This window comes from Enterobacter cloacae complex sp. R_G8 (assembly GCF_024599795.1).
In the GTDB taxonomy this organism is placed as follows: Bacteria; Pseudomonadota; Gammaproteobacteria; order Enterobacterales; family Enterobacteriaceae; genus Enterobacter; species Enterobacter dissolvens.
This window is the reverse complement of sequence record NZ_CP102246.1, coordinates 740167-756290: the sequence shown is the minus strand read 5'-3', so window position 1 is coordinate 756290 and position 16124 is coordinate 740167. Positions and strand designations below refer to the sequence as shown.

Annotated in this window: 9 protein-coding genes; 7 read left to right on the top strand and 2 right to left on the bottom strand. The window is 56.7% G+C overall.

The annotated features are described in order from the left end of the window. Positions 1 to 17 precede the first annotated feature (17 nt). The 5 genes from pepA to NQ842_RS03550 all read left to right on the top strand — a co-directional run bounded on the left by pepA (position 18) and on the right by NQ842_RS03550 (position 6677). Entirely contained in the window at positions 18 to 1529 is a 1512-nt protein-coding gene (gene pepA / locus NQ842_RS03570; RefSeq protein ID WP_014833462.1) for a leucyl aminopeptidase, read from the top strand. A gap of 119 nt (positions 1530 to 1648) precedes the next feature. Then, positions 1649 to 2092 (top strand): DNA polymerase III subunit chi, encoded by a 444-nt coding sequence (holC, locus tag NQ842_RS03565; RefSeq protein WP_008502815.1) that lies wholly within the window; start codon positions 1649 to 1651, stop codon positions 2090 to 2092. Next, positions 2092 to 4947 (top strand): valine--tRNA ligase, encoded by a 2856-nt coding sequence (locus NQ842_RS03560; RefSeq protein WP_257256500.1) that lies wholly within the window; start codon positions 2092 to 2094, stop codon positions 4945 to 4947. The genes holC and NQ842_RS03560 overlap by 1 nt, the downstream gene beginning before the upstream one ends. 123 nt (positions 4948 to 5070) lie before the next feature. Beyond that, positions 5071 to 5574 carry a GNAT family N-acetyltransferase gene (locus NQ842_RS03555; RefSeq protein ID WP_096927605.1) on the top strand — a complete coding sequence of 168 codons (504 nt, stop codon included), beginning with the start codon at positions 5071 to 5073 and terminating at the stop codon, positions 5572 to 5574. Positions 5575 to 5657: 83 nt separating this feature from the next. Beyond that, positions 5658 to 6677: an NAD(P)-dependent alcohol dehydrogenase gene (locus NQ842_RS03550; RefSeq protein ID WP_046887327.1), complete on the top strand. Its 1020-nt coding sequence runs from the start codon at positions 5658 to 5660 to the stop codon at positions 6675 to 6677. A gap of 92 nt (positions 6678 to 6769) precedes the next feature. Here the strand turns inward: NQ842_RS03550 and NQ842_RS03545 are convergent, their stop codons facing one another. Beyond that, entirely contained in the window at positions 6770 to 8416 is a 1647-nt protein-coding gene (locus tag NQ842_RS03545; protein WP_063427212.1) for a glycerone kinase, read from the bottom strand. Between the two features lie 137 nt (positions 8417 to 8553). On the opposite strand from NQ842_RS03545, the gene NQ842_RS03540 reads away from it, so the two are divergent. Beyond that, positions 8554 to 10056, top strand: coding sequence for a helicase HerA-like C-terminal domain-containing protein (locus NQ842_RS03540; RefSeq protein WP_063427214.1), 1503 nt, complete (start codon positions 8554 to 8556; stop codon positions 10054 to 10056). On the opposite strand, the gene NQ842_RS03535 is transcribed toward NQ842_RS03540, so the two are convergent. Continuing rightward, a complete protein-coding gene (locus tag NQ842_RS03535; RefSeq protein WP_096927749.1) occupies positions 10036 to 10977 on the bottom strand; it encodes a TIGR01212 family radical SAM protein in 942 nt (313 codons plus the stop codon). The genes NQ842_RS03540 and NQ842_RS03535 overlap by 21 nt on opposite strands. Positions 10978 to 11660: 683 nt before the next feature. Here NQ842_RS03535 and gltB point away from each other — a divergent pair. After that, positions 11661 to 16121 (top strand): glutamate synthase large subunit, encoded by a 4461-nt coding sequence (gltB, locus tag NQ842_RS03530; protein WP_014833469.1) that lies wholly within the window; start codon positions 11661 to 11663, stop codon positions 16119 to 16121. Positions 16122 to 16124: the final 3 nt, after the last annotated feature.

Here is a 16124-nt window from a genome sequence, read left to right as displayed (position 1 = left end):
ATTCAGGAGCGTAGTGCATGGAGTTCAGTGTAAAAAGCGGTAGCCCGGAGAAACAGCGGAGTGCCTGCATCGTTGTGGGCGTCTTTGAACCACGCCGACTCTCCCCGATCGCCGAGCAACTCGATAAAATCAGTGACGGCTACATTAGCGCCCTGCTGCGCCGTGGCGAACTGGAAGGCAAACCTGGGCAGACGCTGTTGCTGCACCATGTTCCGAACGTGCTGTCCGAACGTATTCTGCTGATTGGCTGCGGCAAAGAACGCGAGCTGGATGAACGTCAGTATAAGCAGGTGATTCAGAAAACAATTAATACGCTGAATGATACCGGCTCTATGGAAGCCGTTTGCTTCCTGACTGAACTGCACGTCAAAGGCCGTAACACCTACTGGAAAGTGCGTCAGGCTGTCGAAACCGCAAAAGAGAGCCTGTACAGCTTCGATCAGCTCAAGACCAATAAAAGCGAGCCGCGTCGTCCGCTGCGTAAAATGGTCTTTAACGTGCCAACCCGTCGCGAACTGACCAGCGGCGAGCGCGCTATCCAGCATGGTCTGGCGATTGCCGCCGGGATTAAAGCCGCAAAAGATTTAGGCAACATGCCGCCTAATATCTGTAACGCCGCCTATCTGGCCTCTCAGGCGCGCCAGCTGGCTGATTCCTACAGTAAAAATGTCATCACCCGCGTCATCGGCGAACAGCAGATGAAAGAGCTGGGCATGCACTCTTACCTGGCGGTTGGCAACGGTTCGCAGAACGAATCCCTGATGTCGGTCATCGAATACAAGGGCAATCCGTCTGAAGACGCGCGTCCAATTGTGCTGGTCGGTAAAGGCCTGACCTTCGACTCCGGTGGTATCTCCATCAAGCCTGCCGAAGGCATGGATGAGATGAAGTACGACATGTGTGGCGCAGCGGCCGTTTACGGCGTGATGCGTATGGTGGCTGAACTGCAGTTACCCATTAACGTTATCGGCGTCCTGGCAGGCTGCGAAAACATGCCTGGTGGACGTGCTTACCGTCCGGGTGACGTCCTGACCACCATGTCCGGCCAGACCGTTGAAGTGCTCAACACCGATGCCGAAGGCCGCCTGGTGCTGTGCGACGTGTTGACCTACGTTGAGCGCTTCGAACCTGAAGCGGTGATCGACGTGGCAACCCTGACCGGTGCCTGCGTCATCGCGCTCGGTCACCACATCACCGGCCTGATGTCGAACCACAACCCGCTGGCGCACGAGCTTATCGGCGCGTCCGAACAAGCCGGTGACCGTGCATGGCGTCTGCCATTGGGTGACGAATACCAGGAACAGCTGGAGTCTAACTTTGCGGATATGGCGAACATCGGTGGCCGTCCTGGTGGTGCCATCACCGCGGGCTGCTTCCTGGCACGCTTCACCCGCAAGTACAACTGGGCGCACCTGGATATTGCCGGCACCGCCTGGCGCTCCGGAAAAGCCAAAGGTGCAACCGGTCGTCCGGTTGCGCTGCTGTCGCAGTTCCTGCTCAATCGCGCCGGATTTAATGGCGACGAGTGATGTAACACGCCGGGTGGAGGTTACGCCTTACCCGGCCTACAACGCCACTCAACCGTAGGCCGGGTAAGCGGTAGCGCCACCCGGCTTTGCATTTGAATCCAAACTAAGAAGCCCCATATATGAAGAATGCAACGTTCTACCTTCTGGACAACGACACCCATCAGGATGGCCTCAGCGCCGTAGAACAGCTGGTGTGTGAAATTGCCGCAGAACGTTGGCGCGCAGGTAAGCGTGTGCTCATTGCCTGTGAAGATGAACAACAGGCGATTCGCCTGGACGAAGCGCTGTGGGCCCGCCCGCCGGAGAGTTTTGTTCCGCATAACCTGTCTGGCGAAGGTCCGCGCGGCGGCGCACCGGTAGAGATAGCCTGGCCGCAAAAGCGCAACAGCAGCGCGCGCGATATTCTGATTAGCCTGCGGATAGATTTTGCAGATTTTGCCACCGCTTTCACAGAAGTGGTAGACTTTGTCCCTTACGAAGAATCCTTGAAACAACTGGCGCGCGAACGCTACAAAGCGTACCGCCTGGCTGGTTTTAACCTGAATACGGCAACCTGGAAATAATGGAAAAGACATATAACCCACGCGATATCGAACAGCCGCTTTACGAGCACTGGGAACAGCAGGGCTATTTCAAGCCTAACGGCGATGAAAGCAAAGAGTCCTTCTGCATCATGATCCCGCCGCCGAACGTCACCGGCAGTTTGCATATGGGTCATGCCTTCCAGCAGACCATCATGGATACCATGATCCGCTACCAGCGCATGCAGGGCAAAAACACCCTGTGGCAGGCGGGGACTGACCACGCGGGTATCGCGACCCAAATGGTGGTTGAACGTAAGATTGCCGCTGAAGAGAGTAAAACCCGTCACGACTACGGCCGCGACGCCTTTATCGACAAAATCTGGCAGTGGAAAGCAGAATCTGGCGGCACCATTACCCGTCAGATGCGCCGTCTCGGTAACTCCGTAGACTGGGAGCGCGAGCGTTTCACCATGGACGAAGGCCTTTCCAACGCCGTGAAAGAAGTGTTCGTCCGTCTGTACAAAGAAGACCTGATTTACCGTGGCAAACGCCTGGTAAACTGGGACCCGAAACTGCGCACCGCCATCTCTGACCTGGAAGTGGAAAACCGCGAGTCTAAAGGCTCCATGTGGCACATCCGCTATCCGCTGGCCGACGGCGCGAAAACCGCAGACGGTAAAGATTACTTAGTGGTGGCGACCACCCGTCCGGAAACCCTGCTGGGCGATACCGGCGTGGCCGTTAACCCGGAAGATCCGCGTTATAAAGATCTGATTGGCAAATTCGTGGTGCTGCCGCTGGTTAACCGCCGTATTCCGATTGTGGGTGATGAACACGCCGACATGGAAAAAGGTACCGGCTGCGTGAAGATCACCCCGGCACACGACTTCAACGACTACGAAGTAGGTCGTCGTCACGCCCTGCCAATGATCAACATTCTGACCTTCGACGGTGATATCCGCGAAAGCGCAGAAGTGTATGACACCAAAGGCAACGAATCCGACGTTTACTCCAGCGACATCCCGGCTGAGTTCCAGAAGCTGGAACGCTTTGCCGCGCGTAAAGCAATTGTGGCTGCCGTTGACGCCCTCGGCCTGCTGGAAGAGATTAAACCTCACGATCTGACCGTGCCGTACGGCGACCGCGGCGGTGTGGTTATCGAGCCAATGCTGACCGACCAGTGGTACGTGCGTGCCGACGTGCTGGCAAAACCGGCTGTTGAAGCGGTTGAAAACGGCAGCATTCAGTTCGTGCCAAAACAGTACGAAAACATGTACTTCTCCTGGATGCGCGATATTCAGGACTGGTGTATCTCCCGTCAGCTGTGGTGGGGTCACCGTATCCCGGCATGGTACGACAACGAAGGCAACGTGTACGTTGGCCGCAGTGAAGATGAAGTGCGTCAGGAAAACAACCTGAGCGCGGATGTTGCCCTGCGTCAGGACGAAGACGTGCTGGATACCTGGTTCTCCTCCGCGCTGTGGACCTTCTCCACCCTCGGCTGGCCAGAGAACACCGACGCGCTGCGTCAGTTCCACCCAACCAGCGTGATGGTCTCCGGCTTCGATATTATCTTCTTCTGGATTGCCCGCATGATCATGATGACCATGCACTTCATCAAAGATGAAAACGGCAAGCCACAGGTTCCGTTCCATACCGTCTATATGACCGGTCTTATCCGTGACGATGAAGGCCAGAAGATGTCCAAATCCAAGGGCAACGTCATTGACCCGCTGGATATGGTTGATGGTATCTCCCTGGAAGAGCTGCTGGAAAAACGTACCGGCAACATGATGCAGCCGCAGCTGGCAGAGAAGATCCGCAAACGCACCGAGAAACAGTTCCCGAACGGGATTGAATCTCACGGTACCGACGCCCTGCGTTTCACCCTGGCAGCGCTGGCCTCCACCGGTCGCGATATCAACTGGGACATGAAGCGTCTGGAAGGTTACCGTAACTTCTGTAACAAACTGTGGAACGCCAGCCGCTTCGTGCTGATGAACACCGAAGATCAGGATTGCGGCTTCAACGGCGGCGAGATGATCCTGTCTCTGGCCGATCGCTGGATCCTGGCCGAGTTCAACCAGACGGTGAAAGCGTTCCGCGAGGCGCTGGACAGCTACCGCTTCGACATCGCGGCGGGCATTCTGTACGAATTCACCTGGAACCAGTTCTGTGACTGGTATCTGGAGCTGGCGAAGCCGGTCATGAACGGTGGAACGGAGGCGGAACTGCGCGGTACGCGTAACACGCTGATTACCGTGCTGGAAGGTCTGCTGCGTCTGGCGCATCCGGTCATTCCATTTATCACCGAAACCATCTGGCAGCGTGTGAAAGTGATTGCGGGTATCAACGCCGACACCATTATGCTGCAGCCGTTCCCGGAATTCGACGCCGCTAAAGTGGATGAAGCTGCCTCAGCGGATACCGAGTGGCTGAAGCAGGCGATCGTCGCTGTACGTAACATCCGTGCAGAAATGAACATCGCCCCGGGCAAACCACTGGAACTGCTCCTGCGCGGTTGCAGCGACGCGGCTGTTCGTCGTGTCACCGAGAACAACACCTTCCTGAAAACCATGGCGCGTCTGGAAAGCATCACCGTGCTGCCAGCCGATGACAAAGGTCCGGTCTCTGTGACAAAAATCATCGATGGCGCTGAGCTGCTGATCCCAATGGCGGGTCTTGTCGACAAAGATGCCGAGCTGGCTCGTCTGGCGAAAGAAGTGGCCAAAGTCGACGTGGAAATTGGCAAAATCGAAAGCAAACTGGCGAACGAAGGCTTTGTCGCCCGCGCGCCGGAAGCGGTCATCGCCAAAGAGCGTGAACGCCTGGTTGCTTTCGCCGATGCGAAAACCAAACTGATTGAGCAGCAGGCGGTTATTGCGGCCCTGTAATGCTTTTACCCCTTACGCTTCAGGGCGTAAGGGGTACTCTTCCTGAAAACTCCTCGCTTGCACTCCCCTTTCTGCGGTGCTATTAACAGCAGTTGTGTGTCAATTTTTGTCATGAGTAATGCTATGAGCGTGATTACCCCCGTCGCGACGACGATGCGTCGGATCACTGAGCAGGACAACCCGGCGATTGCCGCCGTTATCCGCACCGTCTCTGCCGAGTATGGCCTGACGGCCGATAAAGGCTATACGGTTGCCGACCCGAATCTGGATGAGCTGTTTCAGCTGTACAGCCAGCCAGGCCACGCCTATTGGGTTATTGAACAGAATGGCCAGGTGGTAGGCGGCGGCGGCGTTGCGCCGCTCAGCTGCAGCGAGCCGGATATCTGCGAATTGCAGAAAATGTATTTCCTGCCATCAGTTCGCGGGCAAGGCCTGGCGAAAAAACTGGCGCTGGTTGCACTCGAACATGCCCGCAATCAGGGTTTTACACGCTGCTACCTCGAAACAACCGCCTTCCTCAAAGAGGCCATCGGCCTGTATGAACATCTGGGCTTTCAGCATATCGATGCGCCGCTGGGCTGTACCGGCCACGTCGATTGCGAAGTCAGGATGCTGAAAGCGCTGTAAATTTTGTTCCCGCCCTCTTCTGTTAAGCGATGGTTAACTGAATGCTCTACACTCTCAGTTCACACCACAACGGGGGAAACACGATGTCGAAGATAAAAAGCTACGCCGCACCGCAGGCGGGTGCAGAACTTGAGCTGTACGAGTACGATGCGGGCGAACTAAAAGCAGAAGACGTCGAAGTACAGGTTGATTACTGCGGGATCTGCCACTCGGATCTCTCCATGATCGACAACGAATGGGGCTTTTCAAGCTATCCACTGGTCGCCGGACACGAGGTCATTGGCCGCGTCGTGGCGCTCGGTAGCGCTGCGCAGGACAAAGGCCTGAAAGTAGGCCAGCGCGTGGGTATTGGCTGGACGGCACGCAGCTGCGGTCATTGCGACGCCTGTATCAGCGGTAACCAGATCAACTGCCTTGAAGGCGCCGTGCCAACCATCCTCAACAAGGGCGGTTTTGCCGATAAACTGCGCGCCGACTGGCAATGGGTCATTCCGCTGCCGGACAGCATTGATATCGAATCTGCCGGTCCGCTGCTGTGTGGCGGCATTACCGTGTTTAAACCGCTGCTGATGCACCATATTACCGCCACCAGCCGTGTGGGCGTGATTGGCATCGGGGGTCTCGGTCATATTGCCATCAAGCTGCTGCACGCAATGGGCTGTGAAGTAACGGCGTTCAGTTCTAACCCGGCGAAAGAGCAAGAAGTGCTGGCGATGGGGGCGGATAAAGTGGTGAACAGCCGCGATCCGGAAGCCCTGAACGCGCTGGCGGGTCAATTCGATCTGATCATCAACACTGTTAATGTCGATCTCGACTGGCAGCCGTACTTTGAAGCATTGGCCTACGGCGGTAACTTCCATACGGTGGGTGCCGTGCTGAAGCCGCTACCGGTTCCGGCGTTTACCCTGATCGGCGGGGATCGCAGCGTGTCCGGCTCTGCAACCGGTACGCCGTACGAGTTGCGCAAACTGATGAAGTTCGCCGGGCGCACGAAAGTGTCTCCCACCACCGAACTCTATCCGATGTCGAAAATCAACGAAGCTATTCAACACGTGCGTGACGGCAAAGCCCGTTATCGCGTGGTGTTGAAAGCGGATTTTTGATGTGATTGTGCCGGGGTATGTGCGGCCTGATACCCTCACCCCAACCCTCTCCCACGGGGAGAGGGCGCAAACACTAAAAACGGTAACGGTTGTTACCGTTTTGCTTCTACCATGGCCTTAAACACCTCTGCCACCGCGACCGCCCCCGGATCCATTACCCCATCCAGATTCTCTTTATTCACATACGACGAGCGCCCCGCACCTGCTTTGCCCATTCTGGCCGTTGCCTCTGCGCCCTGCTGTGCCGCCTGCGCTGCTGCCTTAAGATCCCCTTTCTGCAATGCCTCCAGCGCCGGTTGCAGCGCGTCGATCAGTGTGCGATCGCCAAGATCGGCCCCGCCATACTGCTTCATTTGTGCCAGCCCGCTCAGCAAGGCATCCGCAAGCGATTGTCCGTCATGCAGCTTTTGCCCGGCCGCCGTGAAGAAGATCGACATTAATACGCCGCTCGATCCGCCCATCACCGTTGCCAGCCGCTCCCCCACCAGCAGGAGTAATGTCGACACATCGTTAAGGGGCAGGTTGTTCTCCTCCAGACGCTGCGCAATCTCCCGCGCCCCTTGCGCAAAGGTGGATCCGGTATCGCCATCCCCCACTTTCGCATCCAGCGCGTTAAGACGGTTTTCCAGTCGAATCAGGGTGTTTGTCGCCACAGAGACATACTCGCCCACCTGCGGATTCGCGGACGGGGTAAACTCCACGCGGTCGTGGATCGCGCTATGCTCCTGGGTCCGCAACGGTGCAAACGCCACCGGCTTCTGCCAGCCCAACGTCTCCACCTCTTCATGAAGGGCTTTCTCGAACAGATCGTTCAGCTTCAGCAGCGTCAGCGAAAAGCCCTTCATATCCAGGGCACTCACCAGTGGTGCCGGGCCAATCAGGTACGCAATGTTCTCTTTCAGGGCCGAGTGCGCCAGCTCTTTGGTGAGCAGAGCCATCTCAAGCGCTGATACCCCACCCAGGTTATTGATTAACACAGCGAAGCGCCCGTCACCGGCCTGAGCCTTAAGCGGCGTCACCAGCGTGTCGATAATCGCTTTGCTGTTCTGCGTATCCACGACGGAAGCCCCCGGCTCACCATGAATGCCCAGACCCAGCTCGACATGGCCTTGCTTAATGCGCCCTTCTTCCTCGTCGCTTCCCGGCAAATTACACGTTTGCATCGCAACGCCCAGGCTCCAGAGGTTATCGCAGGCCTGTTGCGCAATATCACGCACTTCACTTAGCGATTTTCCATGCTCTGCGGCATAACCCGCGATCTTATGAACCAGCGCCGTACCGGCAATGCCGCGCGGCTGTTTGTTGTCCGGCAGCGCAATATCGTCTGCCACAATCACCATCTCCACCTTCAGGCCGTAGCGTTTAGCCTTTTCTGCCGCCAGGCCAAAGTTCAGGCGGTCACCGGTGTAGTTTTTAACGATCAGCAGGCAGCCACGGTCGCCCGTTACCGCCACAATGGCATTCAGCACCGCATCCACGCTCGGCGAGGCGAACAGGTCGCCACAGACCGCCGCCGTGAGCATCCCTTTACCAACAAACCCGGCATGTGCCGGTTCATGCCCTGAGCCGCCACCGGAGATCACCGCCACGCGGCTCTTGTCCCAGTCGCTGCGCGCCACAATGCGAATGGCGGGATCAACATCGAGCTTGACGAGATTGCCGTGCGGAGCAGAAATCAGAATGCCTTCAATAGCATCGTTGACCAGTTGTTTGCGATTATTAAAAAAGAATCTGGACATACATTCCCAACATGTTGTGAACCGTATGCAAAAGCATAGTCCGCGCTGGGTAATACGCCGCAAAGTAAGGAATTTTTACCGCCATTTTGCCGTCAGGTTGCCTATACTCCACCGAGGACTAAGAGAGGATGAGTATCATGAGTACACCATTGTTGATTGCCAGGACGCTGGAGAAAGAGCTGTTTTTACTGCCTGCGATGGCGAACCGTCACGGCCTGATCACCGGTGCCACCGGGACAGGGAAAACCGTGACCCTGCAGAAGCTGGCCGAATCGCTCTCTGAGATTGGCGTGCCGGTCTTTATGGCCGATGTAAAAGGCGATTTAACCGGTGTGGCTCAGGAGGGGACTCCGTCCGAGAAACTGATTGAGCGCCTGAAAAATATCGGCGTCAATGACTGGACGCCCCACAACAACCCGGTTGTTGTCTGGGATATTTTTGGTGAGAAAGGTCATCCGGTACGAGCCACCGTCTCCGATCTTGGCCCGCTGCTGCTGGCCCGTCTCCTGAACCTCAACGATGTCCAGTCCGGGGTGTTGAACATCATCTTCCGTATTGCCGATGACCAGGGGCTGCTGCTGCTTGATTTCAAAGATCTGCGCGCCATTACCCAGTACATCGGCGATAACGCTAAATCTTTCCAGAACCAGTACGGCAACATCAGCAGTGCCTCAGTAGGGGCTATTCAGCGCGGGTTACTGACGCTGGAGCAACAGGGGGCAGAACATTTCTTCGGCGAGCCGATGCTGGATATCAAAGACTGGATGCGCACCGACAGCAGCGGCAAGGGCATCATTAATATCCTGAGTTCAGAGAAGCTCTACCAGATGCCGAAACTCTACGCCGCCAGCCTGCTGTGGATGCTCTCTGAACTTTACGAACAGCTGCCAGAGGCGGGCGACCTTGAGAAGCCGAAGCTGGTGTTCTTCTTTGATGAAGCGCACCTGCTGTTTAACGACGCACCGCAGGTGCTGCTGGACAAGATCGAGCAGGTTATCCGCCTGATCCGCTCCAAAGGCGTCGGCGTCTGGTTTGTCTCGCAAAACCCGTCGGATATCCCCGATAACGTACTGGGACAACTCGGTAACCGCGTCCAGCACGCCCTGCGCGCCTTTACGCCAAAAGATCAGAAAGCCGTCAAAGCTGCCGCACAAACCATGCGCGCGAATCCGGACTTTGATACCGAAGCGGCGATCCAGGCGCTGGGCACCGGTGAAGCGCTGATTTCGTTCCTTGATGCCAAGGGCAGCCCGTCCATTGTGGAACGTGCCATGGTGATTGCCCCTTGCTCGCGGATGGGACCGGTGACAGACGATGAGCGCAATGCCCTGATTAACCACTCCCCGGTTTACGGGAAATACGAAGACGAAGTGGATCGTGAATCTGCCTTCGAGATGCTACAAAAAGGCGTACAGGCCACCACCGAATCGCAGGATGCGCCTCCTGCCAAAGGCCAGTCAGTCGCGGTGGATGACGGCATTCTGGGTGGGCTGAAAGACATTTTGTTTGGCAGCACCGGGCCGCGCGGCGGCAAGCGCGATGGCGTTGTACAGACGATGGCGAAAAGCGCCGCGCGGCAGGTCACGAATCAGATTGTGCGCGGCATGCTGGGGAGTTTGTTAGGCGGTCGCCGTCGGTAGCGGGGCAACCCACGGTCTTCCCAGCGCCGATCCCTGCACACCGTGCTCATGCAGATAGCGGTCAATTTCCACCATCCCCGTCCAACGGTTCTCACACCACAGCGGTGCCAGAAGCGTTGGACGGCGGGCGCTGGCGGAGATGCGGTGGTAGACAATCTCGGGCGGCGTATGGCGGATCATCTCCCCTGCCGTTTCCGTATACTCATCAAGTGGAATGCCGTTTAACCGTCCGGCTTGCCACGCTTTGGCCATAATGCTGCCCTGTACGATATGCAGCGGGTGCAGCTTGATCCCGTCTACGCCCGTTTCAACGACTTTTTCCAGCGTCTCCAGGCCATGCTGCAGCCCTTCGCCCGGCAGACCGGCAATCAGATGCGAGCAGACCTTCAACCCGCGCTCGCGCGCCAGGCGAGTGGTGCGCTGATAGCAGGCAAAATCATGCCCACGGTTAATACGATGCAACGTTTTGTCATGAGCCGTTTGCAAACCCAGTTCCAGCCAGATCTCGTACCCTTGATCCTGGTACTCGCTGAGTAGATCCAGCACCGCGTCCGGCACGCAGTCCGGTCGCGTGCCTACGCACAACCCCACAATATTGGCCTGGCTGACCGCCTGCTGATACAGGGAACGCAGCACCTGCACTTCCGCCCATGTGCTGGTGTAGGCCTGAAAATAGGCCAGATACTGCTTTGCCCGGTTCACAAGACGGGCCTGATGCGCGAGCTGTTCCGCGATAGATTTATGCTGCTGCGCTTCGTCCGCAAACGAAGCCACGTTGCAGAACGTACAGCCACCACGTCCGAGAGTGCCATCGCGGTTCGGGCAGCTAAAACCGCCATGCAGCGTCAGCTTGTGAACCTTTTGCCCGTAGCGCTGCAAAAGATCCCCACCAAACATATTGACTAATTTCTGTAACTGCATAATCTGATAGACCGTCCCGAAGAAAGGGGACAAGCCTGCCATTTTTAGCCACCGTCGGCGATGACCTGGATCAATCGCCCTGGATGGCCATTACCCTCATGAATAAATACTCAAGATTACTGCAATTTCATTCACGCCAGACGTGATTACTTTTCCTTATGTTCTGATTGTTTTTTTCATTTATCACGCCAGCATTGAAAAACAGTGTCTTTATGCGGGTTTAAACTCCATGACAGCGTATTATTCTGCTAAAAAACCGCTATTCAGCACGCTGCATCGATAATACCGCTTTCATATAGTGAGTCAGATCACACTCCTCGGCGACTTCCCCGGGCGCCAGGTGGTTGTAAAAATAGTTAAATACCTTTTATATACAATAACATAACTTATCTTTAGCACATTTTTGTATAAATAAGATTGCCATTTGACCTGTGTACCAATTCCCGATAAGTTGGAAATCCGCTGGAAGCTTTCTGGATGAGCGGCCTGCTCATCATATTTATGCAGTAATTGAGATTTCCCTCTGAAGCAAGTCCTCAAACTTGTTTACCTGCGCGAAAGGATGAAAAAGAGGGCGAATGCGAGGTCCGCGTATGAAACGCAAACCCCGTCGCCATGCTCTTTCTGTGCCTGTGCGCCACGGTTCAGTGGGAAGCCCGACGAGCCTGGGGAGGTTCACTGATATGTTGTACGATAAATCCCTTGAGAAGGATAACTGTGGTTTCGGCCTGATCGCCCACATAGAAGGCGAACCTAGCCACAAGGTAGTGCGTACTGCTATTCACGCACTGGCCCGTATGCAGCACCGTGGTGCCATCCTTGCCGATGGTAAAACCGGCGACGGTTGCGGTCTGCTGCTGCAAAAACCGGATCGTTTCTTCCGTATCGTAGCGGAAGAGCGCGGCTGGCGTTTAGCCAAAAACTACGCTGTCGGTATGCTGTTCCTGAATCAGGATCCTGAAAAAGCTGCCGCCTCACGCCGCATCGTCGAAGAAGAACTTCAGCGTGAAACCCTGTCTATTGTTGGCTGGCGCGATGTGCCAACCAACGAAGGGGTGCTCGGTGAAATCGCCCTCTCCTCGCTGCCTCGTATTGAACAGATTTTCGTTAATGCGCCTGCGGGCTGGCGTCCACGCGATATGGAACGCCGTCTGTTTATCGCTCGCCGCCGCATTGAAAAACGTCTCCAGGACGATAAAGAGTTCTACGTCTGTAGCCTCTCGAATCTGGTAAACATTTATAAAGGTCTGTGTATGCCGGCTGACCTGCCGCGCTTCTACCTGGACCTGGCGGATCTGCGTCTGGAATCGGCCATTTGCCTGTTCCACCAGCGCTTCTCCACCAACACCGTGCCACGCTGGCCGCTGGCACAGCCGTTCCGCTATCTGGCGCACAACGGTGAGATCAACACCATCACCGGTAACCGCCAGTGGGCACGCGCCCGTACCTATAAGTTCCAGACCCCACTGATCCCGGATCTGCACGATGCCGCGCCGTTCGTTAACGAAACCGGCTCTGACTCCAGCTCGATGGATAACATGCTGGAACTGCTGCTGGCAGGCGGCATGGATATTGTTCGTGCCATGCGTCTGCTGGTGCCACCAGCCTGGCAGAACAACCCGGATATGGATCCGGAGCTGCGCGCCTTCTTTGATTTTAACTCCATGCACATGGAGCCGTGGGATGGTCCGGCGGGCATCGTCATGTCCGACGGTCGTTTTGCCGCCTGTAACCTGGACCGTAACGGCCTGCGTCCGGCGCGCTATGTCATCACCAAAGATAAGCTCATCACCTGTGCCTCTGAAGTCGGTATCTGGGATTACCAGCCTGACGAAGTGGTTGAGAAAGGCCGCGTTGGCCCGGGCGAGCTGATGGTTATCGATACCCGCGGTGGACGTATTCTGCACTCCGCTGAAACCGACCACGACCTGAAGAGCCGCCATCCGTACAAAGAGTGGATGGAGAAAAACGTGCGCCGTCTGGTGCCGTTCGAAGATCTGCCGGATGAAGAAGTGGGCAGCCGCGAACTGGACGACGATACGCTGGCGAGTTTCCAGAAACAATTTAACTACAGCGCGGAAGAGCTGGACTCCGTCATCCGCGTACTGGGTGAAAACGGCCAGGAAGCGGTCGGCTCCATGGGTGACGATACCCCGTTTGCCGTGCTCTCCAGCCAGCCGCGTGTAATTTATGACTACTTCCGTCAACAGTTTGCGCAGGTGACCAACCCGCCAATCGATCCGCTGCGTGAAGCACACGTCATGTCATTGGCTACCAGTATTGGTCGCGAGATGAACGTTTTCTGCGAAGCTGAAGGCCAGGCCCACCGCCTGACCTTTAAATCGCCGATCCTGCTCTACTCCGATTTCAAACAGCTCACCACGCTGAAAGAGGATCACTACCGCGCCGACACGCTTGATATCACCTTCGACGTGACTGAAGCGAGCCTCGAAGAGACGGTGAACGCGCTGTGTGACAAAGCTGAACAGATGGTACGTAACGGTACCGTTCTGCTGGTGCTGTCTGACCGTAATATCGCGAAGAACCGCCTGCCGGTGCCTGCGCCGATGGCGGTGGGTGCTATCCAGACGCGTCTGGTCGATAAGAGCCTGCGCTGTGACGCTAACATCATTGTTGAAACCGCAAGCGCACGCGACCCACACCACTTTGCTGTGCTGTTAGGTTTTGGTGCGACGGCGATTTATCCATACCTGGCCTACGAAACGCTGGCACGTCTGGTCGATACCCGCGCGATCGACAAAGACTACCGTGCAGTGATGCTGAACTACCGTAACGGCATCAACAAAGGCCTGTATAAGATCATGTCCAAAATGGGCATCTCGACCATTGCCTCCTACCGTTGCTCGAAGCTGTTTGAAGCGGTTGGTCTGCATAATGAGGTCGCAAATCTCTGCTTCCAGGGCGTGGTCAGCCGTATCGGCGGAGCCGGTTTTGCCGACTTCCAGCAGGATCTGGTGAACCTGTCGAAACGCGCCTGGCTGGCACGTAAGCCGCTGGAGCAAGGCGGTCTGCTGAAATACGTTCACGGTGGCGAATATCACGCCTACAACCCGGACGTGGTGCGCACGCTGCAGCAGGCCGTTCAGAGCGGCGAGTACAGCGATTATCAGCAGTATGCAAAACTGGTTAACGAGCGCCCGGCGGCCACGCTGCGCGACCTGCTGGCGCTGAATCCGGGTGATGAAGCAGTCAGCATTAACGAGGTGGAGCCGGCGTCTGAGCTGTTCAAACGCTTTGACACCGCCGCGATGTCCATCGGCGCATTAAGCCCGGAAGCCCACGAGGCACTGGCCGAAGCGATGAACAGCATCGGCGGTAACTCTAACTCCGGTGAAGGCGGTGAAGATCCTGCCCGCTACGGCACCAATAAAGTGTCCCGTATCAAGCAGGTGGCATCTGGTCGCTTTGGCGTAACGCCAGCGTACCTGGTCAACGCTGACGTCATTCAGATTAAAGTCGCTCAGGGTGCGAAACCGGGCGAAGGCGGTCAGCTGCCGGGTGATAAAGTCACCCCGTACATCGCCAAACTGCGCTATTCCGTACCGGGCGTGACGCTGATCTCCCCGCCGCCGCACCACGATATCTACTCTATCGAGGACTTAGCGCAGCTGATTTTCGACCTGAAACAGGTCAACCCGAAAGCGATGATCTCCGTGAAGCTGGTTTCCGAACCGGGCGTCGGCACCATCGCTACCGGCGTGGCGAAAGCCTATGCGGATCTCATCACCATCGCCGGTTATGACGGCGGTACCGGCGCAAGCCCGCTCTCCTCCGTGAAATACGCGGGCTGCCCGTGGGAGCTTGGCCTGGTGGAAACCCAACAGGCGCTGGTGGCGAACGGTCTGCGTCATAAGATCCGTCTGCAGGTGGATGGCGGCCTGAAAACCGGCCTCGACATCATCAAAGCGGCGATTCTGGGTGCGGAAAGCTTTGGCTTTGGTACCGGCCCGATGGTTGCGCTGGGCTGTAAATACCTGCGTATTTGCCACCTGAACAACTGTGCGACCGGTGTGGCAACCCAGGATGAGAAACTGCGTAAGAACCACTATCACGGCCTGCCGTTCAAAGTGACGAACTACTTTGACTTTATCGCCCGCGAAACCCGCGAGCTGATGGCGCAACTGGGCGTGAAGCGTCTGGTGGATCTGATTGGCCGTACCGACCTGCTGAAAGAGCTGGACGGTTTCACTGCCAAACAGCAGAAACTGGATCTCGGCAAGCTGCTGGAAACGGCCGAGCCGCATCCGGGTAAAGCGGTCTACTGCACCGAGAACAACCCGCCGTTCGACAATGGCGTGCTGAACGCGCAGCTGCTGCAGCAGGCAAAGCCGTATGTAGATGAGAAGCAGAGCAAAACGTTCTGGTTTGATATCCGCAACACCGACCGCTCTGTGGGCGCGTCGCTCTCTGGTTACATCGCGCAAACACATGGCGACCAGGGGCTGGCAGCGGATCCGATCACCGCGCACTTCAGCGGTACGGCGGGTCAAAGCTTCGGCGTGTGGAACGCCGGCGGCGTTGAGCTGTACCTGACTGGCGATGCCAACGACTACGTCGGTAAAGGCATGGCGGGGGGTCTGCTGGCCGTGCGTCCTCCGGTGGGCTCAGCGTTCCGCAGTCACGAAGCGAGCATCATCGGTAACACCTGTCTGTATGGAGCAACCGGCGGTCGTCTGTTTGCCGCGGGCCGTGCGGGTGAGCGTTTTGCGGTGCGTAACTCCGGTGCCATCACCGTGGTGGAAGGCATTGGCGATAACGGCTGTGAATACATGACGGGCGGGATTGTGTGCGTGCTGGGTAAAACCGGCGTGAACTTTGGCGCAGGCATGACAGGTGGTTTTGCTTACGTCCTGGATGAAGACGGCGAGTTCCGCAAACGCGTGAACCCGGAACTGGTGGAAGTGCTGGACGTTGATACGCTGGCGATCCACGAAGAACACCTGCGCGGTTTGATTACCGAACACGTGCAGCATACCGGTTCTTCGCGCGGCGAAGAGATCCTGGCGAACTGGCCGGCGTTCTCTGCGAAATTCGCGCTGGTTAAACCGAAGTCCAGCGATGTTAAAGCCCTGTTGGGTCACCGTAGTCGTAGCGCAGCAGAGCTGCGTGTGCAGGCGCAGTAAGGA

What these genes read in the sequence shown, in the direction of transcription:
- NQ842_RS03550 (WP_046887327.1), top strand. Translation starts at nt 5,658, where the DNA reads ATGTCGAAGATAAAAAGCTACGCCGCACCGCAGGCGGGTGCAGAACTT.
- NQ842_RS03535 (WP_096927749.1), bottom strand. Translation starts at nt 10,977, where the DNA reads ATGCAGTTACAGAAATTAGTCAATATGTTTGGTGGGGATCTTTTGCAG.
- NQ842_RS03545 (WP_063427212.1), bottom strand. Translation starts at nt 8,416, where the DNA reads ATGTCCAGATTCTTTTTTAATAATCGCAAACAACTGGTCAACGATGCT.
- gltB (WP_014833469.1), top strand. Translation starts at nt 11,661, where the DNA reads ATGTTGTACGATAAATCCCTTGAGAAGGATAACTGTGGTTTCGGCCTG.
- holC (WP_008502815.1), top strand. Translation starts at nt 1,649, where the DNA reads ATGAAGAATGCAACGTTCTACCTTCTGGACAACGACACCCATCAGGAT.
- NQ842_RS03540 (WP_063427214.1), top strand. Translation starts at nt 8,554, where the DNA reads ATGAGTACACCATTGTTGATTGCCAGGACGCTGGAGAAAGAGCTGTTT.
- pepA (WP_014833462.1), top strand. Translation starts at nt 18, where the DNA reads ATGGAGTTCAGTGTAAAAAGCGGTAGCCCGGAGAAACAGCGGAGTGCC.
- NQ842_RS03560 (WP_257256500.1), top strand. Translation starts at nt 2,092, where the DNA reads ATGGAAAAGACATATAACCCACGCGATATCGAACAGCCGCTTTACGAG.
- NQ842_RS03555 (WP_096927605.1), top strand. Translation starts at nt 5,071, where the DNA reads ATGAGCGTGATTACCCCCGTCGCGACGACGATGCGTCGGATCACTGAG.